We start from the raw sequence: 20,521 nt of genomic DNA, 5'->3' as shown, positions 1-20,521 counted from the left end.
GACGACCCGCCGAGGCCTATTCCCAGCGCGGATCCCGCCCGGTCCGCGCCAGCAGCCGCTCGAACGCCGAGGCACCCTCCGCCTGCGGTACCGGCTCCCCGAACACCCCCATCCTCCTGGCCGTAGGCGCCAGCTCGTCCACCGCGCCGGCCAGCTCCGCCACGACCGCTTCATCGGCACCCGGGTAGTCCTGGCCCGTCGCCCGCGCCAGGTCCCACACATGGACGGTCAGATCGAGCAACGCCATCGAGCCGACCAGCCGCGCGGGCATGTCCATCGCCCCGGTGGTGCCCTCCTCGGCGCCGGGCGCCGACCAGGCCGCCACCAGCCGGTCCGCCTCGGCCAGGAGCCGCTCCCGCCAGTCCGGCCCCTCGGCCACCCGGTCGGGCGTGCTCTGCCCGAACTGCGACGCCTCCTTCGCGGCCAGCCGCTGGAACTGCACGATCACCTGGAAGACGTGATTGACCAGCGCCTTCACGTCGTACTCCGTGCACGGCGTGCGAGCGCCGAGGGCCGTGTCCGGGATCCCCCGGACCACCGGAACCGCCCGCTCGCGCGCCATGGCCAGCAGCTCACCGATGCCGTACGTCTTCGCCTCGTTCGTGTCCATGCCTCGACCGTAGGAAAACCGCCCCTCGCCCTTCTTGAAGAAACGCGACGCCCGCCGAAACCCGACGTACGATCCGGCCATGGAGGCACCCCGCCACGACACCCGCGGGATCGTCGACCCGTCCGGCCTGCTGAACCGCGTACGGTTCCGCCGCCACGAGCCCGCCGAGCCGTTGCGCCGGTACGTCGAGTGGTACTGGCTGATCGACTGGGACCTGCCCACGCCCTACGCCTCCCACATCGTTCCGCACCCGGCCGTCAACCTCACCTTCCAGTGGGACGAGGATGAGGGCCCGCCGTACGGCGAGGTCACGGGGGTCGCGCTCGGTCTGTACACCCGGAAGCTGACCGGACAGGGCCGGGTCTGCGGGGTGAAGTTCCGGCCCGGCGGATTCCGGCCGTACACCCCCGAGGCACCGGTGTCCCGGTGGACGGGCCGCGCGCTGCCCGCCCAGGAGGTGTTCCCGCAGGCGACGGGCGACGCCGCCCACGCGATCGTCACCCCCGCCGACGACCACGCCCGCGTCGCCGCCCTCGACGCCTTCCTCCACGCCCTCCCCCGCACCCCGGACCCCCAGGCCGACCTCGCCACGGCCCTCGTCCAGCACATCCGCGCCGACCGCACGGTCCGCCGCGTCGGCGACTTCGCCCGGGCGCAGGGCCTGTCGGTGCGGGCGCTGCAACGGCTCTTCTCGAACTACGTCGGCGTCAGCCCGAAGTGGGTGATCCTCCGCTACCGCATCCATGAGGCCCTGGAACACGCCGGCGCCCGCTCCGACGTCGACTGGGCCACCCTCGCCACCGACCTCGGCTACGCCGACCAGGCCCATCTGGTACGGGACTTCACGGCGACGGTGGGCGTGCCGCCCACGGCGTACGCCGCGGAGGCGGGGGCCGGGGGTTAGGGGCGTCAGAAGTAGTACGCGTCCCCCGTATCCAGCACCAACACCCGCTGCTGGTCCGTCCCGCGGTGGCCGTCCGCCGCCCCACCCCGCCGCACCGTGCCGAACTCCAGCAGCACCTCCGACGGCGCGCCCCGCAGCGCCACCCGCAGACCGATCCGCTTCCCCGCCCCGGCCGCGTCCAACGCCCCGACCCGGCACATCACCATCCGCTCCCCCGCCCGCCCACACCCCTCCGGCAGCACCTGCCGCTCCGCCAACGGCTCCGACCAGCGCAGCCGTACCGCCGAGGCCGGCAGGGCGCTCGGCCCGTGATTGTGCGGCGTGAACCGTACGTCGACCCGGCCGCCGGACAGGACGGCGGAACCGTGATAGGCGAGCCCGGCCTCAGGACGGCCCCCCGCCCCGGCATCCACAGCCGCGGCATACGGCGCCACCCCACCGACCGCGGCCACGACGGCCGCACCGCACACCCCAGCCACCCGCATCCGCCGCATACCGCCGCTCCTCACTCCACCGTGGTCGACGGATGTATCCCACGTGGAGCGGCCGGCAGGCGCCGTCCAACAGGTGACGCGAGCCGTCACGAAGCCCCATGGCAAGCTGCCCGCATGCTCATCCTCCGCTCCGCCGCCCTCTTCGTCGTCGCCGCCCTCTTCGAGATCGGCGGCGCCTGGCTGGTCTGGCAGGGCGTGCGCGAGCACCGCGGCCGGCTGTGGATCGGCGCGGGTGTCATGGCCCTCGGCGCGTACGGCTTCGTCGCCACCCTCCAGCCCGACGCCCACTTCGGCCGTATCCTCGCCGCGTACGGCGGTGTCTTCGTCGCCGGCTCGCTGGCCTGGGGCATGGTCGCCGACGGCTACCGCCCCGACCACTGGGACGTCACCGGGGCGCTGATCTGCCTCGCCGGCATGGCCGTGATCATGTGGGCGCCGAGGAACGGCGGCTGACGGAGCACGCTCACGAAGGCTCTTCGGGCAGCAGCCCCAGCTGGCCCAGGAACTCCATCTCGTCGAAGTAGAGCCGGTAGTCGACGATCCGTCCGCTGGCATCGATGGTGGCGAGGTCCACCCCGCGGATCCGGACCTCCTTCTGCGTCGGGGGCAGCGTGTCCCCGGAAGGCAGCTGGATCGGCCCCGTGTTCCGCCCGCTGAAGTACCCCTCGTCGATGGCCGTGTTCCCGATCTCGTACGAGTGCACCGTCTCGTACGCCCCATCGGGAATCGCGTCCGTCATCTGACGCCAGTACTCGGCGATGTTGTCGCGCCCGCGGATCTCCCCTTCGTCGGGGGTGTAAGCGACCGCGTCCGGTGCGTAGAGCTCGCCGATGGTCTTGGCGTCCGCATGCGTGGTGACCGCCTCGGTGAGCCGGTCCATGACCTCACGTGCCTGTCCCATGATTCGCCTCCTGACCTGGAGAATCACCCCTCCCATGGTCCCACGCGAACGCCGTGGAGGCCGACCGGAACGCCGGCCCACGAACCTCCCCGCCACCCTGCCCCACCACCGCGCCCGCCTATCCTGGCCGGACAGGCGTGCGATCACGCCGTCCGGACCACGCAAGAGGAGCAGCTCATGGCCACCGCCGCACCGTCCGCCGCCTCCCGCATCGCCGTCGTCACCGGTGCGAGCAGCGGAATCGGCGCCGCCACGGCACGGCAGCTCGCCGCGGCCGGCTACCGGGTCGTCCTGACCGCCCGCCGCAAGGACCGTATCGAGGCGCTGGCAGAAGAGATCACGACGGCCGGCGGATCGGCGGCGGCGTACCAGCTGGACGTCACCGACCGCGCGGCGGTCGACGAGTTCGCGACGGCCTTCCAGACGATCGGCGTCCTCGTCAACAACGCGGGCGGCGCCCTGGGCGCCGACCCCGTGGCCACCGGCGACCCGGCCGACTGGCGCACGATGTACGAGACGAACGTCATCGGCACCCTGAACCTCACCCAGGCCCTGCTCCCCAAGCTGGACGCGAGCGGCGACGGCACGATCGTCGTCGTCTCCTCCACGGCCGGCCACGGCACGTACGAGGGCGGCGCGGGCTACGTCGCCGCCAAGCACGGCGCCCACGTCCTCGCCGAGACCCTCCGTCTGGAGATCGTCGGCCGCCCGGTCCGCGTCATCGAGGTCGCGCCCGGCATGGTCAAGACGGACGAGTTCGCCCTGACCCGCTTCTCCGGCGACGAGGAAAAGGCGGCGAAGGTCTACCAGGGCGTGGCCGACCCCCTCACGGCCGACGACGTCGCCGACACCATCACCTGGGCCGTCACCCGCCCCAGCCACGTCAACATCGACCTCCTGGTCGTCCGCCCACGCGCCCAGGCGTCCAACACGAAGGTCCACAGGGAGCTGTAGTGCCGGACGGCGACACGGGCAATGGCAAGGACAAGGCCAAGGACCCGCACAACGAACGCCAGATGTGGTGGTGGCTCGGCTACTTCCTCTTCGGCATCCACATCGTGGCGTTCGTGATGATCTACGCGGTGACACACGCGCCGAAGTAAAAGGCCAGGTACGGCGGGCTGTGGGGGAGCGGTGTCCGGCGCGGTAGCAGACCACGCCGGCGATGTTGACCCGTCCTCGGTTGCGTCCGCGCACCCGCACCACCGGCCGTGCTCCACGCGGTGCCCAGGTGTGTCCCTTCGGCGGCCTCAGCCCCTGGCCTGCCTCGTCCTCGAAGCAGATGTGGGAGCCCAGGTCCGCCGCGGTCCTTTTACCTGCGGCCACACCTTAGCCTTCCACAGCTCGATCGCCTCGTCGTCCCAGCCGTGCACGAGCGGGCCTCGCTGCAACTCCCGCTCCAGCCGCTCCCACTGACGGGAACTCAACCGTTCCACCGAGGCCTGCCCCTTCGAGCGCAGGGCGTCCGCACCGCCCTCCTCCCACTCCCGCCGCCAACGTCGCACCGATCGCGACGTCGTACCGCAACGATCAAGAACCGTCACGGCCAGCCGAAACCCAGTACTTGTCACCGGTGAAGCCGGATGAGCTGGCCGACAGGACGGGGCGAGGCAGCCCTGTTGGCACCAACGAGGCATTCGGCGGGGCCTGGACGAACAGGCGGGGCGCTACGGCTGGAGCGTCCGTCCACCCCCTTCGGCAGTCGGCTCGCGGTTGCCCCTTGCGTGATCAGTGACGAGCCTCCATTATCAGGAATCCTGATACTTTAACTTTGTAGCGATTGGGTCCAGTCATGTCATTCAGGCCCAGAATCCAGGCCAGAGGGGTTCAGCTGCTGCTCGGCCGAATGATGAGCCGCGTGCACAAGGATCTGCGCTTCACCGACATCCCGAAGCACACGGAATCAGTCCGGGTGGAAACCGGCGCCGGCCCGGTGACCTGCACCGTCTACCGCCCTTCGGCCGCCGTAGCGGACCCTGCCCCCGTGTACGTCAATTTCCACGGCGGCGGTTTCGTGGTCGCTCGCCACGAGCAGGACGACCACATCTGCCGCTACATAGCCGCCACGGCCGGCTGCGTGGTGATCAACGTGGACTACGCCGTCGCCCCGCAGCGGCCGTACCCCGTACCCGTCACCCAGGCGTACGACGTCACCGCCTGGGTGGCCGAGAACGGCCCCGCCAACAACTGGGACGGCTCGCGACTCGCCGTGGGCGGACACAGCGCCGGGGCCAACCTGACCGCCGCGGTCTGCCGCACGGCCCGGGAACGCGGCACCTTCACGCCCCGCCTCCAGATCATCGACTCCGCGCTGCTCGACCAGCTCGCCGACCCGGCCACCAAGCAGTCACCCATCACCAAGCCCCTGCTTACCCCTCAGCTCATGCGGGTCTTCACCGCCGCCTACGTCTCTGATCCCGCCGACCTGGCCCATCCGCTGGTGTCGCCCGGACTGGCCGACGACCTCGCCGGACTGCCGCCCGCCCTGGTCATCACCGCGGAGAACGATCGCCTGCGCGACGAGGGCGATGCGTACGCCAAGGCCCTGGAAGCTGCCGGCGTCCCGGTCACCCACCGTTGCTTCGAGGGCGTCGACCACTACTTCACCCACACCGGCCCGGTACCGGCCGGGAAGGAAGCCATCGATCTGATGGCCACCACCCTGCGCACGGCACTCACCGCCTGACCGCTGACAAGGGCCGACAGTCCTTGTATCAACACGCTGCCTTGGTGACACCTATCGCGCTTCGGCTCACCACCGGACCACCGGACTCCACGAGTTCAGCCTCCCCCTGGAGCGCAAGCGCGCAGCGGCGGACTCCCACCACGTGAGTGAGGCCCCCAGTCCCCCGGGGGCCTCCTGCGTCAGCCCTTGACGCAGACAACCTGCTTCAGCTTCGCCACGACCTGAACAAGGTCCCGCTGCTGATCGATTACCTGCTCGATCGGCTTGTACGCACCCGGAATCTCGTCCACGACACCGGAGTCCTTACGGCACTCCACGCCTCGCGTCTGCTCCTCCAGGTCCTTCGTCGTGAAGCGACGCTTGGCCGCGTTACGGCTCATGCGCCGACCCGCGCCATGGGACGCCGAATTGAAGGCCTTTTCGTTGCCGAGGCCCTTCACGATGTACGAACCGGTGCCCATCGAACCCGGGATGATGCCGTACTCCCCGGCCCTGGCGCTGATCGCCCCCTTGCGGGTGACGAGCAGGTCCATGCCTTCGTAGCGCTCGACATTCACGTAGTTGTGATGGCAGCTGATCTCCGGTTCGAAGGTGACCTTCGCCTTCTTGAACTCACGGCGGATCACATCCTTGGAAAGCGCCATCATGAGGGCGCGGTTGTACTTCGCATACTCCTGCGCCCAGAACAGGTCATGCCGGTACGCCGCCATCTGAGGAGTGTCGGCCACGAACACCGCGAGATCCCTGTCGACCAGGCCCTGGTTGTGCGGCAGCTTCTGAGCCACCCCGATGTGGTGCTCGGCCAGCTCCTTGCCGATGTTCCGAGATCCGGAATGCAACATGACCCAGACCGAATTGTCAGAGTCGAGGCAAAGCTCCCAGAAATGATTCCCTTGGCCAAGGGTTCCCATTTGCGCAACCGCCCGCCCCCTACGGAACTTCACCGCCTCGGCGACCTGATCGAACCGCCCCCAAAAGTCATCCCACCCCGCAGTGGCCAACCCATGGAACCGCCCCGGCTCAACAGGACTGTCATGCATCCCCCGCCCCACCGGAATCGCCTGCTCGATCTTCGACCGCAACCGCGACAGATCCCCCGGCAGGTCATTCGCCGTCAACGACGTCTTCACCGCCGACATCCCGCACCCGATGTCCACCCCCACCGCCGCAGGACACACAGCCCCCTGCATGGCGATGACGGACCCGACCGTCGCGCCCTTGCCGTAGTGGACGTCCGGCATGACCGCCAGCCCCTTGATCCACGGCAGCGTCGCGACGTTGCGCAGCTGCTGCAGCGCCCCGTCCTCGACCGTCGCCGGGTCGGTCCACATACGGATGGGAACCTTCGCGCCCGGCATCTCCACGTACGACATATCGCCCTCAATCCCCCGGAAACAAACTACAAGTCTGAAATCGCAAAACCGGGGCCAGGATCGACGAAATGGGATAACGGACCGGCGTCCACGGCAGTGCGTGCGATAGACATTGTCTCCAGGGGTCGCCCCCGCGCTGCAAGCGAATAACCAGCGGGGACACCGACCACACCGGCAACGGACCGACCACAAGCCACCGTTGAGAGGAGCCTGACCGTGCAGCGGAAGGCGTATGTATCCGGCGTCGCCGCGCTCCTCGCGGCGTTGCTGGCCGGCTGCACCGGCAGCTCCGACAGCGGCGGCACGACCGACGACTCCAACCCCGGCGACTCGGGCGCGGTGACCGCGGCGGCCGAGCCCGGCCGGTACCGCATCCTGCCGGACCCCTGTGACGCGGTCGGTGAGGAGACCCTCGACTCGCTCCTGCCCGGCGTCAAGGAACTCCCGGACGAGGAGCAGCGCGAGAAGGCGTACGAGGGCACGCCGACGCTGACGTTCGACACCGACCGCAAGGTGGGCTGCCGTTGGAAGGTGGAGTCGACCGACGCCACCGACCATCTCTTCGTCGACTTCGAGCGTGTGGTGTCGTACGAGGGGGCGGTCAGCGACGACAGCGAGGCGCAGGAGCTCTTCGCGCGCCAGCAGGAGGCGGCCGACCTTCCCGAGCCGACGCGTTCCGCGACCGTCAGTGGGGAGGACACGTCCACGTCCACCACCGGCGCGAGCGACTCGCCCTCCTCTTCGCCCTCGACCTCGGCTTCCGGGGCGGCGTCCGCCTCGCCGTCCTCCTCCGCCTCCCCCTCCGGCTCCGGTTCCGCCGACGGGACGACTCCCGCCGAGCTCCAGCCCCGTGTCCTGGAGGATCTCGGCGACGAGGCCTTCCTCGACGACGAGCTCAGCAGCTCCGGGTCGACGGCTCAGCAGCGCACGGTGACTGTGGTGTTCCGCACGTCCAACGTGGTCGTACGGATCGAGTACGAGGAGCAGCCGACGACCGTCGGCACGGTCCCGGACAGCGAGGAAATGCAGGACAGGGCCCAGAAACTGGCGGCGCAGCTGGCGGACGCGCTGGCGGAGTGACGCCCCTGGGCCACCCCCGTACGCCCGGGTGCGACGTAACCGAAACGAGACCACACACCTTCTTCACCGCGTACCGTGGCCCCTCGGACCCGATCCGACCGCAGGAACCACGAGTGTCAGTCATGAGTGAAGGAACCATGCAGCGAGCAGCAGAGCGAGACCAGCGTTTCCGGCGTGACGAGCGTGAGAAGCGAGTGAAGGGCCTTCACCGATTCCTTGTCTGCGCGGCGGCCGTGCCCGTGATGCTGATCGCCACGGGCTGTTCCTCGGACTCCGGTTCGGACGACGGAGCCGGAGCCGGCGACGGTGCGCAGGTCTCGTCGTCGGCGTCGGCGTCCGCGAGTCCGTCGCCGACGGTGCAGGCGGCCGTGTACAAGTCGCTTCCGCAGTCGTGCAAGGTCCTGTCGAAGAAGACGCTGGAGGACCTGGTTCCGGAGGCGAAGTCCGGTAAGGCGGGCAAGTCGGACGACGCGTCGACGCGTGGTTCCTGCTCCTGGAGCAGCCTCGACAACAACGGTGTGAAGGGCTCGCAGTTCCGCTGGCTCAACGTCTCGCTGCTGCGCTTCGACTCGGATGTCACGCGCGGGTCGGGCGAGAAGCTTGGGCGGGAGTACTACGAGACTCAGGTGCAAGACGCCCGTTCGGTGTCCGGTGCGAAGAACGTGAAGTCGGAGCCGGTCGCGGGGGTGGGCGACGAGGCGACGGCGGTGCGCTACGACCTGAAGAAGAAGGAGGGCGCCTTCAAGCAGGAGACGGTTGTCGCCCGGGTGGAGAACGTGGTCGTCACGCTCGACTACAACGGCGCGGGCTACGCCGGTGACAAGACTCCGAGCGCGAACGCCCTGAACAAGCTCGCGCAGAAGGCGATCAAGGAGGCGGTCGCCGCGGTGACGAAGGCGAACGGCGGCGACAGCGGCAGCGCGGGCACGCCGAGCAGCACCCCTTCGAAGTCGGCGTCGAAGTCTCCCTCGAAATCTCCGTCCGCCAGTGCCTCGAAGGCGGCGTCCAGCTCCCCTTCGAAGTCAGCGTCGAAGAAGAGCTAACCGTCACACCTGCCCCATCGCTGCGCCAGAACGCGCAGCTCAGCCCCGCCTGTTGCAAGAGCCCGGCCCCCCTCCAGGGACCGGGCTCCTGTCGTACGTGAATCCGTACGCCGCACGGATGTGCCACTCTGTTGCGCGCAACAACATGCACTGGGAGGGGAGTACGAGTGGCCGCGCCACTGCAGCTGACTCGGATGCACCGCATTCTCATCGGTGTGGTCGTGTTCGGCGCCGTGATCATCGCCGGCATCGGCTTCGCCGGTTCCTACGCGGCCGTCCGCGAGCTGGCCATCCAGAAGGGCTTCGGGAACTTCAGCTATGTCTTCCCGATCGGCATCGACGCGGGCATCTGTGTGCTGCTCGCCCTCGACCTTCTCCTGACGTGGATCCGTATCCCGTTCCCGCTGCTGCGTCAGACGGCCTGGCTGCTGACGGCGGCGACGATCGCCTTCAACGGCGCGGCGGCCTGGCCGGACCCGCTGGGCGTCGGCATGCACGGCGTGATCCCGATCCTGTTCGTGGTGTCGGTGGAGGCGGCCCGCCACGCGATCGGCCGGATAGCGGACATCACGGCCGACAAGCACATGGAGGGCGTACGCCTCACCCGCTGGCTGCTCTCTCCGGTGCCGACGTTCCTGCTGTGGCGCCGTATGAAGCTGTGGGAGCTCCGCTCGTACGAGCAGGTCATCAAGCTGGAGCAGGAGCGGCTGGTGTACCAGGCCCGCCTGCGTTCTCGCTTCGGCCGGGCGTGGCGGCGGAAGGCGCCGGTGGAGTCGCTGATGCCGCTGCGGCTGGCGCGGTACGGGGTCCCGCTGGCGGAGACGGCTCCGGCGGGGCTGGCGGCGGCGGGCATCGAGCCGGCCTTGCTGCCGCCGGCGCCGAAGCAGGCGCTGGACGCGGCGCCCGTGGCGGACGTGGCGCCGGAGACGGTGTCGGCTGCGGGCGGTCGTGCCGCTGTGGCGGCGCCCGTGCCGCAGCAGACGGCGGCGCCTGCCCGCGAGGAGCGCCCGGAGTTGGTCGCCACGCCCGGCCCGGAGCAGCCGGAGTACGTGCAGGACTGGTTCAACACGCCCCGCAACGTGGAGTACCAGGGTGGCTACGACCCGGCGTACAACCCGCAGGAACAGTACGAGCAGTGGTACGAGGAGCAGCTCCAGGCCGAGCAGTACCAGGAGCAGTTCCAGGAGGAGCCTCCCGTCCCGGAGCCCTCTCCGGAGGACACCGGCACCTTCCCGATCCCGGTGAGCCGGGGCCGTACCCGTCAGCTCGGTGAGGGCGGCGGCACACCGGAACCGGCGGATCCGACCGAGGAGGACTACTACCAGGTCTTCAAGAAGTCGATAGGCGGCACGGGCTACCCGACGCCGCGCGAGTTCAGCGAGAACGTCGAGGCGGAGTTCGGCACCGCGCTCCTGCCGGACGAGGCCAAGCGCATGGTGACCCGGTTCACGAATCTCTACAACGCGGAGCTGGAAGAGAACCACATCGCCTGATGTGCAGCAGAAAGGGGCCCTCGCCGGAGGGCCCCTTTCCTGTATCTGCTTACTCGTTCACTCGCTTACTCGCCGAGCAGGCGCCGTACCCGCTCCTGCCCCACCGCGAGCAGCAGCGTGGGCAGCCGCGGCCCCGTGTCCCGCCCGACCAGCAGGTGGTACAGCAGGGCGAAGAACGACCTCTGCGCGGTCTTGATCTCCGGCGGCAGCTCCTTGGGCGTGGCGTCCGCGGAGAATCCGGCCTGGACCTTGGGCACGCCGTACACGAGGTGGGTCAGGCCGTCCAGCGACCAGTGCGACTCCAGGCCGTCGAGGAGCAGCCGCAGCGACTGCTGGGACGCCTCGTCGAGGGACTTCAGCAGCTCGACGTCGGGCTCGTCCCGCACGATGGTCCGCTGGTCGGCGGGCACCTGCGTGTTGATCCACGCCTCGGCCTTGTCGTACCGGGGGCGGGCCTCGTCCAGTGCGCCCAGCGGGTTCTCCGGGTCCAGCTCGGAGAGGATCCGCAGTGCCTGGTCCTGGTGTCCGGCGGTGATGTCGGCGACGGAGGCGAGGGTCCGGTACGGCAGCGGACGCGCCGTGCGCGGCAGCTCCCCGCCCGCCGTGCGCACCGCACGCGAGTGGGCGGCGACGTCGCCCGGCAGAGCGGACCCGTCGGCGACCTTCGCGTCGAGCTTGTCCCACTCGTCGTAGAGCCGCTGGATCTCCTGGTCGAAGGCGATCTTGAAGGACTGGTTGGGCCTGCGGCGGGCGTAGAGCCAGCGCAGGAGCTGCGGCTCCATGATCTTCAGCGCGTCGGCGGGGGTGGGCACCCCACCCCGCGAGGACGACATCTTCGCCATCCCGGAGATCCCGACGAAGGCGTACATGGGCCCGATGGGCTGCTTGCCGCCGAAGATCCCGACGATCTGGCCGCCCACCTGGAAGCTCGACCCCGGCGAGGAGTGGTCGACGCCGCTGGGCTCGAAGACGACGCCCTCGTACGCCCAGCGCATGGGCCAGTCGACCTTCCAGACCAGCTTGCCGCGGTTGAACTCGTTGAGCCGGACGGTCTCGGCGAAGCCGCACTCGTTGCAGGTGTACGACAGCTCGGTGGTGTCGTCGATGTACGAGGTGACGGTGGTGAGGTCCTTCTCGCAGTTGCCGCAGTAGGGCTTGTACGGGAAGTACCCGGCGGAGCCGGAGCTGCCGTCGTCCTCGCCGGCCGCCCCCGACCCCTCGGCGGCCTCCAGCTCGGCCTCGTCGACGGGCTTCTGCGACTTCTTGGCGCCGCCCTTGGGCTTGGTGCGGTACTGGGCGAGGATGGCGTCGATGTCGCCGCGGTGCTTCATGGCGTGCAGGATCTGCTCGCGGTACACGCCCGAGGTGTACTGCGCGGTCTGGCTGATCCCGTCGAACTCCACGCCCAGCTCGGCGAGCGCCTCGACCATCGCCGCCTTGAAGTGCTCGGCCCAGTTCGGGTACGTCGAGCCCTTCGGCGCCGGGACGGAGGTCAGCGGCTTGCCGATGTGCTGGGCCCACGACTCGTCGACCCCGGCGATCCCGGCCGGCACCTTGCGGTAGCGGTCGTAGTCGTCCCAGGAGATCAGGTGCCGGACCTGGTGTCCGCGCCGCCGGATCTCGTCGGCGACGAGGTGCGGGGTCATGACCTCGCGCAGGTTGCCGAGGTGGATGGGGCCCGAGGGGGAGAGTCCGGACGCGACGACGACCGGTTTGCCCGGGGCCCGACGCTCCGACTCCTCGATGACCTCATCCGCGAAACGGGAGACCCAGTCGGTGGTCTCGGTGCTCTGAGCCACGATCGGCACGTCCTTCTTTCTCCAGGGCAGCCGTACGGTCAACGGCTGGCGCCCTCATTGTCCCAGCAAGGACGGCAACCACGAAAACGCCTTTACACGACCGCCCCGACAGGCGACGCGGCCGCCTTCCAGGGGCGCGGGGCTGTATCGATATGCGGCTCCGCCGCGTGGGCGCGACCAGCCCCCCACCACCGGCCCGCAGTCGACCACGAACCAGAAAACCCCTTTGCTGCCCCGTGGGATACTGACCGTGACTCTCACACCAGCCCCGACCAGAACGGCACCCATACCCATGGCCCCGGTCACGTCCATCACCGCCAACGTCGCCCAGCACCTCTCCGACGCCCTCACGGAAGCCCTTCCGGAGACCGTCGGCGACCCGTTGCTGCGACGTAGCGACAGGGCCGACTACCAGGCGAACGGCATCCTCGCCCTCGCCAAGAAGGCCAAGGCCAACCCCCGGGAGCTGGCCACCCAGGTCGTCGAGAAGATCACCGCCCCCGACCTGTTCAAGGACGTCGAGGTCTCCGGCCCCGGCTTCCTCAACATCACCGTCACCGACAAGGCGATCACCGAGACCCTCGCGGCGCGCGCGGCGGACGGCGACCGTCTCGGCGTCCCCCTCAAGGACAACCCCGGCGTCACCATCGTCGACTACGCCCAGCCGAACGTGGCGAAGGAGATGCACGTCGGCCACCTCCGCTCGGCGGTGATCGGCGACGCCCTGCGCGGCATGCTCGACTTCACCGGCGAGAAGACGATCGGCCGGCACCACATCGGCGACTGGGGCACCCAGTTCGGCATGCTCATCCAGTACCTGTTCGAGCACCCCGGCGAGCTGGCCCCGCCGCAGGACGTCGACGGCGAGCAGGCCATGTCGAACCTCAACCGGGTGTACAAGGCGTCGCGTGCCGTCTTCGACTCGGACGAGGAGTTCAAGGAGCGGGCCCGCAAGCGGGTCGTCGCCCTGCAGTCCGGCGACAAGGAGACCCTCGAACTGTGGCAGCAGTTCGTGGACGAGTCGAAGGTCTACTTCTACTCGGTCTTCGAGAAGCTGGACATGGAGATCCGCGACGAGGAGATCGTCGGCGAGTCCGCGTACAACGAGGGCATGCCCGAGACGGCCCGCCTCCTGGAGGAGATGGGCGTCGCGGTGCGCTCCGAGGGCGCGCTGGTGGTGTTCTTCGACGAGATCCGCGGCAAGGACGACCAGCCGGTCCCGCTGATCGTGCAGAAGGCGGACGGCGGCTTCGGTTACGCGGCCTCCGACCTGACCGCGATCCGCAACCGCGTCTTCGACCTGCACGCGACGACGCTGCTGTACGTCGTGGACGTACGCCAGTCGCTGCACTTCAAGATGGTCTTCGAGACGGCGCGCCGGGCCGGCTGGCTGACCGAGCATGTCACCGCGCACAACATGGGCTACGGCACGGTGCTGGGCGCGGACGGCAAGCCGTTCAAGACGCGTGAGGGCGAGACCGTACGGCTGGAGGACCTGCTGGACGAGGCGGTCGAGCGGGCGACGGCGGTCGTGCGTGAGAAGGCCGAGAAGGTGGGCCTGACCGAGGAGGAGATCGTCGAGAACGGGCGGTACGTCGGGATCGGCGCCGTGAAGTACGCGGACCTGTCGACGTCGCCGAACCGTGACTACAAGTTCGACCTGGACCAGATGGTGTCGCTGAACGGCGACACGTCGGTCTACCTCCAGTACGCGTACGCCCGCATCAAGTCGATCCTGCGCAAGGCGGAGGGGGCGGCCCCGGTCGCTCACCCGGAGCTCGAACTCGCTCCGGCTGAGCGGGCGTTGGGCCTGCACTTGGACGCGTTCGGCGACACGGTCTTCGAGGCGGCAGCGGAGTACGCACCGCACAAGCTGGCCGCGTACCTGTACCAGCTGGCCTCGCACCTGACGACCTTCTACGACCAGTGCCCGGTCCTCAAGGCCGAGACCCCGGAGCAGACGGAGAACCGCCTGTTCCTGGTCGACCTGACGGCCCGCACCCTCCACCAGGGCATGGCCCTGCTGGGCATCCGGACGCCCGAGCGGCTCTGACCTGCCCTGAAGAACGAGCACCGCGGCCCGTCCTCTCCCCCGCAGGGAAGACGGGCCGCGGCGTGTGTGCGGTCGTCAGGCTCGGTCAGCAGTTCTTGTTGAAGTCCCAGAACGCGCGCTTGGTCTGCGGTCCGGCGATCCCGTCGTCGTCACCTGCGTTGTAGCCCCATGCGTTCAGGTAGCGCTGCAGCGCCGCGATCGTCTTGGGACCGACCTTTCCGTCCTCCTGGCCCGCGTTGTGGCCCTCGTCGTTGAACATCTTCTGCGCGGCCTTCCAGCTCTTGGTGCCCAGCTGCCCGTCGATCGTGCCGGGGTTGTAACCCCGCACGTGCAGCCAGCACTGCCAGTTCTCGGCCCGCTCCTTGTTCAGGCCGAGGTTGTTCACGGCGAGGACGGAGACGTCCTGGGTGCTCACCGCGGGCTTGTCGGCCTGCTGGGGCGCGGCGAAGCCGGTGCCCGCGGCCGCCACCGTTCCGGCGGCGAGCCCGACGACGGCGGTGAGGCTGACGACGGTCCTCGTCAACGCGTTCGATCGCATGCTTCCCCCTAGGGGTCGTGGAGCGGCACCTGACGTGCCGCCGACTGACGACACGAGAGTGCGGGGCGGGCGGCGAGGGTTGCCACAGTTGCCGCGTAAGAGACGTCGTCACGGGACGTCCCGCCCACTGACCTGCGGGAACACCGTCGACTGGGACGTCACGGCGGGACGCCTGGGGCGGGCGTTGGCCGATTCCGTACCGGTGCGGGAACCGGGTTCCGCTTGAGTCCGTGGATGCTGATGCAGAATGCGACGGGGCGCGCGGACCGCCGACCACGGACCGCCGGCCCGGACCGTGAACGCGAGTGGGGGGAACATGTCGCGTTGGGCAGTGCTGCCCGCGGAACTGGATCCGCGCGTGCGGCAGTTGGTGGTGCGACTGCGCCGTCTGAAGGATCACAGCGGGCTGAGCCTGCGGCAGCTGGCCGCGAGGACGGGGTACAGCCCGAAGTCGTGGGAACGGTATCTGGGCGGCCGGTCGCTGCCGCCCCGGGAGGCCGTCGAGGCACTGGCCCGGATCGGGGGTGAGGATCCGACTCGGTTGCTGGCGCTGCACGAGGTGGCCGCGGAGGCGTGGGGGAACGGACGGGCGGACGCGGCCGAAGCGGAGGCGCCCGCAGCGGAAGTGACGACAGCACAGCCGCAGACCCTCTCCGCCGAGGCCGCTGCACTACGGTCGCCCTGGCGTTCGCTGCGTGTCGCATTGGTCGCGGGGGCCATGGCGCTGGTGCTGGCCGTCGCCGCGGCGGTCCTCCTCGTCGTACGGCTGGGCGGCGGCGAGGCCGAACGGTCGGAGCCCCCCGTCGCCGTGTCCGTCACGTCGGCGTCCGCGTCGGCCACGCGGTCGGCACCCGCGTACACCTGCCGTGTCGAGCGGATCGACGGCCGCTGGTACGCGGGCCACAGCCGCACCCAGGACGCCGTCCTGGGGAACGGCCACGCGGGTCCGGAGGTCGCCGAGGCGCAGTGTCTGCTGCGCCGAGCGGGCATCTCGCCGGGCGGTATCGACGGGATCTTCGGTCCGATGACGGAGCGCGCGGTCAAGGAGGCGCAGAAGCGGGCGGGGCTGGTCGTGGACGGCGTCATCGGACCGCACACCTGGAAGGCCCTACGGTGATGACGGCGTCGCCGCCGGAACGGGCCCGACTGGCGGCCGCGCTACGGGAGTTGAAGGAACGCACCGGTCTGAGCCTGGCCGGCCTCGCGGCGAAGACCTCGTTCAGCAAGTCGTCCTGGGACCGCTACCTCAACGGCCGGACGCTCCCTCCGCGCGACGCGGTGCAGGAGCTGTGCCGTCTCGCCGGAGAACCGGAGGGGCGCTGTCTGGCCCTGTGGGAGATCGTGGAGTCGCAGTGGAGCGGGCGGGCGAAGGAAGGTCCGCGCTCCCCGGCCCCGACCCCGACCCCGACCCCGGCCCCGCCCCCTCCTCCGCCTCCGCCTCCGCCTCCGCGGGAGGCCACGCACTCCGGCAGCCCCGCCGCCGACGGTGCCGTTCACCGGAGTGCGGCGGCCGTGGCGGTGCTCGTCTCGGTGTGTGCCGTGGTCGTCGGGGGCGTGGCGGCGGTGGCTCTCCTGTTGCCGCACCCGGGCGGCGAACCGCGTTCGTCGCTGTCCCAGCCCCCCTCGGCGACCGGTCCCGGCTGCCGGGGAGCGGTCTGTGAGGGCAAGAGCCCGATGCACATGAAGTGCGACACGGCGCCGGCGACCCTGGCCTCGCTCCGCACCGGCTCCGGAGCCTGGATGGAACTGCGTTACAGCGAGGAGTGCGGGACGAGTTGGGCCCGGATGTGGGGGACGCGGGTCGGCGACCGGATCGACATGACGGCGGGCGGTCGTGACGGCCGTGAGGGTCGCGTCCGCAGCGCGGAGGTCGAGGACGACGTGGCCGCGGACACCTACGTCTACACCCCCATGACCGCGACTCACCCCGGAACCGTCGTCCGGGCCTGCTTCCGGCCGGCGGCGGGCGGCGAGGGGGACTGCTTCGACGCCCGGGTGACCGACTGAGGGCGCTGCTCATTGTCAGTGCCGCCGCCTACAGTTCACCGACATGGCGACACTTCCGAACCCTCTGCCGAGGCTCGCGTCCCTCGGTCTGCAACTCCCGCCCGGCGGGCTGGTCGACGCGACGGACGACGGGCCGTGGCACGAGCCGCTGCTGTGGCTGGCGGACGACCGGGCGGCTCCCGACGGCTGGGCCGCGCTGCGGCGGACGGCACCGGCGGTAGGTCTGCTCCCGGTCGTCCTCGACGTCGGCGCCGGTCACGGCGGGCCGGAGTTGTGGGAGTTGATGCCCGCGGAGATGTCGTACCCCGGGGATCACGACGCGGAGGAGGTGCTGAAGGAGTTCTGGGACGAGTACGCGGAGGAGGACGTGGACTGGCCCGGTCTGGTCGACACCGAGCGCACCGACGCCGCCACGGACCCCGAAGACGCCGCGACAGGCGCTGAAGACGCGGCCGGGGACCCCGAGTCCGTCGCCTGCGACGTCGTGGACTCCCTCCTCGACGGCCGCGGCCCCCTCAAGGAGCCCCGCCTCGCCCTCGTCCCGGCCCGCCGCAGCGCCGACATCCCCACGGCGATCGGCTGGATGGGTCCGGCGAACCACGAGAACGACACCGGCCGGCTGTCCGCGGTGCTCCGCTCCTGGGAGGACCGCTTCGGCATACGGGTCGTGTCCCTCGGCTTCGACACGCTGCTGGTGTCCGTCGCCGCCCCACCCACCACCCTCGCCGAGGCGGAGGCCCTGGCCGCCGAGCACTTCGCGTTCTGCCCGGACAACATCTGGCAGGGCAGCGACACGACCCTCCGCGCCTACGCCGAGAACCAGCTCCTGAACCAGCCGGCCTGGTACTTCTGGTGGGACTGACCCAGTCCCCTCACTGTGGCAGCAGCCGCATCCCCTCCGGCACGTCGATCCCGAACTCCTCGTCCAACAGCCGCCGCGCCTCCGCCTCCTCGATCACCTCGCGCTCGACGACCGCCCCGTCCACGCGCGTCTCCGTCAGGAGCCGGCCGTGGAGGAGGAGGTGCCGCTCGGCGGTGACGCTCTGGACGTAGACGCGCTGGGTGAAGGGCGAGCTCGGGTTGGTCCCGATGTGCCAGTTGATGACCTCGAAGTCGGGCTTCTCGAACGGCTCCAGCGTGAACGCGTACTGGTCCGTCCAGTCGTCCTTCGCCCGGTCGTGGGCCTGGAGCAGCCACAGCTGCAGCGGCCCGTCGTGCGGCGCATGGGCGAGCCGGTGCCGGCGCTCCGCGTCCCGGAACTCGACACCTTCCGTCAGCGGCACCGGCTCCAGCAGTGCGCCGATCGCGCCGAAGCCGACGTCCGCGAGATACGGCTGTGGATCGCCGGGGGCCTCGACGAGCAGCGCCATGTGGGTGCGTGGGCGGCTCTCGATGCGGTCCGCGCCCACGACGACGCGCGCGGCCAGTCGCCTCACCGTGAAGCCCAGCGCCTCCAACGCGCACGCGAACAGCGTGTTGTGCTCGTAGCAGTAGCCGCCGCGCCGGCTGTGCACCAGCTTGGCCATCAGATCGGCCGGGTCGAGGGACGGGGCCGTACGCCGCAGGGCGTCCAGGTTCTCGAAGGGAATGGCCCGCATGTGCGCCAGGTGCACTCCCCGCAGCGTCGCCGTGTCGGCCCGCCGCTCCCCCTCCCAACCGATCCGCCGGAGATACGCGTCTGCATCGAACCGCATGGTGTCGGACATGGCGTCACCTTAGGAACACGCACCCCGCCCCGTCTGCGGTCCGCAGCCCGACCGGCCCTGGGCCCTTGGCCCTAGGACCGCAGCCCCTTACCCAGCCGCCTCAGTCCCTCCCCGATCTCCTCCGGCGTCTGCGTCACGAAGCACAGCCGCAGCGTCGACCGGTCGGGCTCGCCGGCGTAGAAGGGCGCGCCGGGGACGTACGCCACGTCCTGCCGCACCACCGTCGGCAACAGGGCCGTCGTGTCGTACGACTCCGGCAGGCGGGCCCAGAGGAACATGCCGCCCTCGGGACGGTGCCAGGTGGAGCCCTCCGGGAGGGCACCGGGCAGGCCCGCCAGCATCGCGTCGCGGCGTTCTCGGTAGGCGTCCCTGACGCGGGCCACGTGTGCGTCGAGGCCGGGGAGGTAGCGGGCGGCGGCGAGCTGGTTGACGGTCGGGGTGTGCAGGTCGGCGGCCTGTTTGGCGACGACGCACGCGCGCCGGGGAGCGGCGGGCGCGCGCAGCCAGCCCAGCCGTACACCCGGCGCCATCACCTTGGAGAACGAGCCGAGCAGCACGGTACGGTCCTCCGCGCCCGGGTAGGAGGCGATCCAGGGCACGCGCCCGCCCTCGTAGCGGAGTTCGCCGTACGGGTCGTCCTCGACGATCCACAGCCCGCACCGCGCGGCGACCTCCGCGACGGCCGCCCTGCGCTCGGCGGGCAGGGTTCTGCCGGTCGGGTTCTGGAAGGTGGGCACGGTGTAGAAGAGCTTCGGCCGCTCCCGCGTGACCAGCTCCTCCAGCGCCCGCGGATCCACCCCGTGCGCGTCCCCCGGCACGGCGACGACCCGCGCTCCCGCGAAGCCGAAGGCCTGAAGTGCCGCCAGATAGCAGGGGTCTTCGACGAGGACGGTGTCACCGGGGTCCAGCAGCGCGGTGGCCAGGAGGGACAGGCCCTGCTGGGAGCCGGTGGTGATGAGCAGGTCGTCGGCGTCGGTCGCGAGGCCGCGTGCCGAGATGCGGGCGGCGAGCCCGGCGCGCAGGCTGGGCTCGCCCTCGGTCGTGGAGTACTGGAGTGCCTGTGCCGGCGTCTCGGCGAGTACGTCACGGAAGGCGGCCGCGATGCCCTCCCGGTCGAACAGTTCCGGCGCCGGCAGTCCGCCCGCGAAGTTGATGACCTCGGGGCGCGCGGTGACGGCGAGGATGTCCCGCACGGGCGAGCCACCGGCCGACCGGGCCCGCGCGGCGAGCGACGGCACGGCGGCTCGGGCGGGGTGGGGCGCGGGCTGGATGACGGTCATGACACGGCTCCTTCGGCTGCGAGGGCAAGAGCGGCAGGTGACGGGTGACGGCTCGTGCCGGGCAGCCTAGAGAACTACATGCCACCTACAAGCAGGTTTCCGGGATACGGACCGCCCGCCGCCGTCGGCGACGCCCGCCGTCGAATACTCCGGCCTCAGGCGTCCCACGCCGAGGCTGCGGGACATGCCATCCCCGCAGGTCAGCAGCGGTCCCACCACTCGGGCGTCCCACATTCCCGGCCGAAGGTGGCGCTCGGCACGGATGATCACGCAGGCTGACCCCCGACCCCAACCCCCACCCACGGAGAGGGCCCCCATGTCCGCGTCAGCACCGTCCGCCCGTCACCCCCGCGCCCGGCTGTTGGCCGCCACGCTGGTGGCGATCGCCTCGCTCACGCTCACCGCGTGCGACGACGGCGAGGGCCTGCGCGACGAGGGCCCGTCCACCGTCCACGAGCCGGCCGCCGCCCACCACGACCCCGGAAAGGCGAAAGGCCGCCCGGACGACATCCGGGCGGCCTCCAGGCCATGAAGCACAGGTCACGCGGCGTACG

21 protein-coding genes and 1 pseudogene are annotated in these 20,521 nt (G+C 70.4%); 13 read left to right on the top strand and 9 right to left on the bottom strand.

The features are described 5' to 3' along the window. Positions 1-16: 16 nt before the first annotated feature. Positions 17-610 carry a TIGR03086 family metal-binding protein gene (locus ACTMVF_RS32730; RefSeq protein ID WP_441274707.1) on the bottom strand — a complete coding sequence of 198 codons (594 nt, stop codon included), beginning with the start codon at positions 608-610 and terminating at the stop codon, positions 17-19. Between the two features lie 79 nt (positions 611-689). On the opposite strand from ACTMVF_RS32730, the gene ACTMVF_RS32725 reads away from it, so the two are divergent. Further along, entirely contained in the window at positions 690-1,514 is an 825-nt protein-coding gene (locus ACTMVF_RS32725) for an AraC family transcriptional regulator (RefSeq protein ID WP_441274706.1), read from the top strand. 5 nt (positions 1,515-1,519) lie between these two features. Here the strand turns inward: ACTMVF_RS32725 and ACTMVF_RS32720 are convergent, their stop codons facing one another. Next, positions 1,520-2,008: a hypothetical protein gene (locus tag ACTMVF_RS32720; RefSeq protein WP_441274705.1), complete on the bottom strand. Its 489-nt coding sequence runs from the start codon at positions 2,006-2,008 to the stop codon at positions 1,520-1,522. 114 nt (positions 2,009-2,122) lie between these two features. On the opposite strand from ACTMVF_RS32720, the gene ACTMVF_RS32715 reads away from it, so the two are divergent. Next, positions 2,123-2,461, top strand: coding sequence for a YnfA family protein (locus ACTMVF_RS32715; protein ID WP_441274704.1), 339 nt, complete (start codon positions 2,123-2,125; stop codon positions 2,459-2,461). 10 nt (positions 2,462-2,471) lie between these two features. Here ACTMVF_RS32715 and ACTMVF_RS32710 read toward each other — a convergent pair whose 3' ends face one another. Beyond that, a complete protein-coding gene (locus ACTMVF_RS32710; protein WP_441274868.1) occupies positions 2,472-2,909 on the bottom strand; it encodes an ester cyclase in 438 nt (145 codons plus the stop codon). A 177-nt stretch (positions 2,910-3,086) separates the two neighbouring features. Here ACTMVF_RS32710 and ACTMVF_RS32705 point away from each other — a divergent pair, with 177 nt between their 5' ends. Further along, positions 3,087-3,863, top strand: coding sequence for an SDR family NAD(P)-dependent oxidoreductase (locus ACTMVF_RS32705; RefSeq protein ID WP_441274703.1), 777 nt, complete (start codon positions 3,087-3,089; stop codon positions 3,861-3,863). Then, positions 3,863-4,012, top strand: a complete 150-nt coding sequence (locus ACTMVF_RS32700; RefSeq protein ID WP_441274702.1) for a hypothetical protein — start codon at positions 3,863-3,865, stop codon at positions 4,010-4,012. The genes ACTMVF_RS32705 and ACTMVF_RS32700 overlap by 1 nt, the downstream gene beginning before the upstream one ends. 25 nt (positions 4,013-4,037) lie before the next feature. Here ACTMVF_RS32700 and ACTMVF_RS32695 read toward each other — a convergent pair. Beyond that, positions 4,038-4,426, bottom strand: a pseudogene (locus ACTMVF_RS32695) (IS630 family transposase); the annotation flags it as partial. A 332-nt stretch (positions 4,427-4,758) separates the two neighbouring features. On the opposite strand from ACTMVF_RS32695, the gene ACTMVF_RS32690 reads away from it, so the two are divergent. Continuing rightward, a complete protein-coding gene (locus tag ACTMVF_RS32690; RefSeq protein ID WP_441274867.1) occupies positions 4,759-5,595 on the top strand; it encodes an alpha/beta hydrolase in 837 nt (278 codons plus the stop codon). Between the two features lie 179 nt (positions 5,596-5,774). Here ACTMVF_RS32690 and ACTMVF_RS32685 read toward each other — a convergent pair whose 3' ends face one another. Further along, on the bottom strand, positions 5,775-6,968 hold the full coding sequence (locus ACTMVF_RS32685; protein ID WP_441274701.1) for an RtcB family protein: 1,194 nt from the start codon (positions 6,966-6,968) through the stop codon (positions 5,775-5,777). Between the two features lie 216 nt (positions 6,969-7,184). On the opposite strand from ACTMVF_RS32685, the gene ACTMVF_RS32680 reads away from it, so the two are divergent. The 3 genes from ACTMVF_RS32680 to ACTMVF_RS32670 all read left to right on the top strand — a co-directional run bounded on the left by ACTMVF_RS32680 (position 7,185) and on the right by ACTMVF_RS32670 (position 10,584). Beyond that, positions 7,185-8,048: a DUF3558 domain-containing protein gene (locus tag ACTMVF_RS32680; protein ID WP_441274700.1), complete on the top strand. Its 864-nt coding sequence runs from the start codon at positions 7,185-7,187 to the stop codon at positions 8,046-8,048. A gap of 137 nt (positions 8,049-8,185) precedes the next feature. Beyond that, complete coding sequence (locus tag ACTMVF_RS32675; protein ID WP_441274699.1) at positions 8,186-9,091, top strand: DUF3558 family protein; 906 nt, start codon at positions 8,186-8,188, stop codon at positions 9,089-9,091. 194 nt (positions 9,092-9,285) lie between these two features. Next, a complete protein-coding gene (locus ACTMVF_RS32670) occupies positions 9,286-10,584 on the top strand; it encodes a DUF2637 domain-containing protein (RefSeq protein ID WP_441274698.1) in 1,299 nt (432 codons plus the stop codon). A 65-nt stretch (positions 10,585-10,649) separates the two neighbouring features. Here ACTMVF_RS32670 and lysS read toward each other — a convergent pair whose 3' ends face one another. Continuing rightward, positions 10,650-12,392, bottom strand: coding sequence for a lysine--tRNA ligase (gene lysS, locus ACTMVF_RS32665; protein ID WP_441274697.1), 1,743 nt, complete (start codon positions 12,390-12,392; stop codon positions 10,650-10,652). A gap of 283 nt (positions 12,393-12,675) precedes the next feature. On the opposite strand from lysS, the gene argS reads away from it, so the two are divergent. Further along, a complete protein-coding gene (gene argS, locus ACTMVF_RS32660; RefSeq protein WP_441274696.1) occupies positions 12,676-14,436 on the top strand; it encodes an arginine--tRNA ligase in 1,761 nt (586 codons plus the stop codon). An 85-nt stretch (positions 14,437-14,521) separates the two neighbouring features. Here the strand turns inward: argS and ACTMVF_RS32655 are convergent, their stop codons facing one another. Continuing rightward, entirely contained in the window at positions 14,522-14,974 is a 453-nt protein-coding gene (locus ACTMVF_RS32655; protein WP_441274695.1) for a peptidoglycan-binding domain-containing protein, read from the bottom strand. A 316-nt stretch (positions 14,975-15,290) separates the two neighbouring features. Here ACTMVF_RS32655 and ACTMVF_RS32650 point away from each other — a divergent pair, with 316 nt between their 5' ends. Genes ACTMVF_RS32650 through ACTMVF_RS32640 form a run of 3 tightly spaced genes read left to right on the top strand, consistent with a single transcriptional unit; the run spans position 15,291 to position 17,843 of the window. Further along, on the top strand, positions 15,291-16,091 hold the full coding sequence (locus tag ACTMVF_RS32650) for a peptidoglycan-binding protein (RefSeq protein ID WP_441274694.1): 801 nt from the start codon (positions 15,291-15,293) through the stop codon (positions 16,089-16,091). Then, on the top strand, positions 16,091-16,981 hold the full coding sequence (locus tag ACTMVF_RS32645) for a helix-turn-helix domain-containing protein (protein ID WP_441274693.1): 891 nt from the start codon (positions 16,091-16,093) through the stop codon (positions 16,979-16,981). Before ACTMVF_RS32650 ends, ACTMVF_RS32645 begins: the two co-directional genes overlap by 1 nt. A 43-nt stretch (positions 16,982-17,024) precedes the next feature. Further along, positions 17,025-17,843 carry a DUF4253 domain-containing protein gene (locus tag ACTMVF_RS32640; protein WP_441274692.1) on the top strand — a complete coding sequence of 273 codons (819 nt, stop codon included), beginning with the start codon at positions 17,025-17,027 and terminating at the stop codon, positions 17,841-17,843. 10 nt (positions 17,844-17,853) lie between these two features. On the opposite strand, the gene ACTMVF_RS32635 is transcribed toward ACTMVF_RS32640, so the two are convergent. Both ACTMVF_RS32635 and ACTMVF_RS32630 read right to left on the bottom strand, forming a co-directional pair. Then, entirely contained in the window at positions 17,854-18,687 is an 834-nt protein-coding gene (locus ACTMVF_RS32635; protein ID WP_441274691.1) for an arylamine N-acetyltransferase family protein, read from the bottom strand. A gap of 71 nt (positions 18,688-18,758) precedes the next feature. Further along, positions 18,759-19,967: a PLP-dependent aminotransferase family protein gene (locus ACTMVF_RS32630; protein WP_441274690.1), complete on the bottom strand. Its 1,209-nt coding sequence runs from the start codon at positions 19,965-19,967 to the stop codon at positions 18,759-18,761. 316 nt (positions 19,968-20,283) lie between these two features. On the opposite strand from ACTMVF_RS32630, the gene ACTMVF_RS32625 reads away from it, so the two are divergent. Next, on the top strand, positions 20,284-20,499 hold the full coding sequence (locus ACTMVF_RS32625) for a hypothetical protein (RefSeq protein ID WP_441274689.1): 216 nt from the start codon (positions 20,284-20,286) through the stop codon (positions 20,497-20,499). Positions 20,500-20,521 lie beyond the last annotated feature (22 nt).

This window comes from Streptomyces sp. SD31 (assembly GCF_052068475.1).
Classification (GTDB): domain Bacteria; phylum Actinomycetota; class Actinomycetes; order Streptomycetales; family Streptomycetaceae; genus Streptomyces.
The sequence above is the reverse complement of the archived record's forward strand: the minus strand, read 5'-3'. Positions and strand labels throughout refer to the sequence as shown.

Excerpts from the sequence above, each read along its gene's own strand:
- ACTMVF_RS32625 (WP_441274689.1), top strand. The coding sequence starts at position 20,284 with ATGTCCGCGTCAGCACCGTCCGCCCGTCACCCCCGCGCCCGGCTGTTG.
- ACTMVF_RS32635 (WP_441274691.1), bottom strand. The coding sequence starts at position 18,687 with ATGTCCGACACCATGCGGTTCGATGCAGACGCGTATCTCCGGCGGATC.
- ACTMVF_RS32640 (WP_441274692.1), top strand. The coding sequence starts at position 17,025 with ATGGCGACACTTCCGAACCCTCTGCCGAGGCTCGCGTCCCTCGGTCTG.
- ACTMVF_RS32690 (WP_441274867.1), top strand. The coding sequence starts at position 4,759 with ATGAGCCGCGTGCACAAGGATCTGCGCTTCACCGACATCCCGAAGCAC.
- ACTMVF_RS32725 (WP_441274706.1), top strand. The coding sequence starts at position 690 with ATGGAGGCACCCCGCCACGACACCCGCGGGATCGTCGACCCGTCCGGC.
- ACTMVF_RS32715 (WP_441274704.1), top strand. The coding sequence starts at position 2,123 with ATGCTCATCCTCCGCTCCGCCGCCCTCTTCGTCGTCGCCGCCCTCTTC.
- ACTMVF_RS32675 (WP_441274699.1), top strand. The coding sequence starts at position 8,186 with ATGCAGCGAGCAGCAGAGCGAGACCAGCGTTTCCGGCGTGACGAGCGT.
- ACTMVF_RS32645 (WP_441274693.1), top strand. The coding sequence starts at position 16,091 with ATGACGGCGTCGCCGCCGGAACGGGCCCGACTGGCGGCCGCGCTACGG.
- ACTMVF_RS32630 (WP_441274690.1), bottom strand. The coding sequence starts at position 19,967 with ATGACCGTCATCCAGCCCGCGCCCCACCCCGCCCGAGCCGCCGTGCCG.
- ACTMVF_RS32730 (WP_441274707.1), bottom strand. The coding sequence starts at position 610 with ATGGACACGAACGAGGCGAAGACGTACGGCATCGGTGAGCTGCTGGCC.
- ACTMVF_RS32685 (WP_441274701.1), bottom strand. The coding sequence starts at position 6,968 with ATGTCGTACGTGGAGATGCCGGGCGCGAAGGTTCCCATCCGTATGTGG.
- argS (WP_441274696.1), top strand. The coding sequence starts at position 12,676 with ATGGCCCCGGTCACGTCCATCACCGCCAACGTCGCCCAGCACCTCTCC.
- ACTMVF_RS32670 (WP_441274698.1), top strand. The coding sequence starts at position 9,286 with ATGCACCGCATTCTCATCGGTGTGGTCGTGTTCGGCGCCGTGATCATC.
- ACTMVF_RS32650 (WP_441274694.1), top strand. The coding sequence starts at position 15,291 with ATGTCGCGTTGGGCAGTGCTGCCCGCGGAACTGGATCCGCGCGTGCGG.
- ACTMVF_RS32710 (WP_441274868.1), bottom strand. The coding sequence starts at position 2,909 with ATGGGACAGGCACGTGAGGTCATGGACCGGCTCACCGAGGCGGTCACC.
- ACTMVF_RS32655 (WP_441274695.1), bottom strand. The coding sequence starts at position 14,974 with ATGCGATCGAACGCGTTGACGAGGACCGTCGTCAGCCTCACCGCCGTC.
- ACTMVF_RS32705 (WP_441274703.1), top strand. The coding sequence starts at position 3,087 with ATGGCCACCGCCGCACCGTCCGCCGCCTCCCGCATCGCCGTCGTCACC.
- ACTMVF_RS32720 (WP_441274705.1), bottom strand. The coding sequence starts at position 2,008 with ATGCGGCGGATGCGGGTGGCTGGGGTGTGCGGTGCGGCCGTCGTGGCC.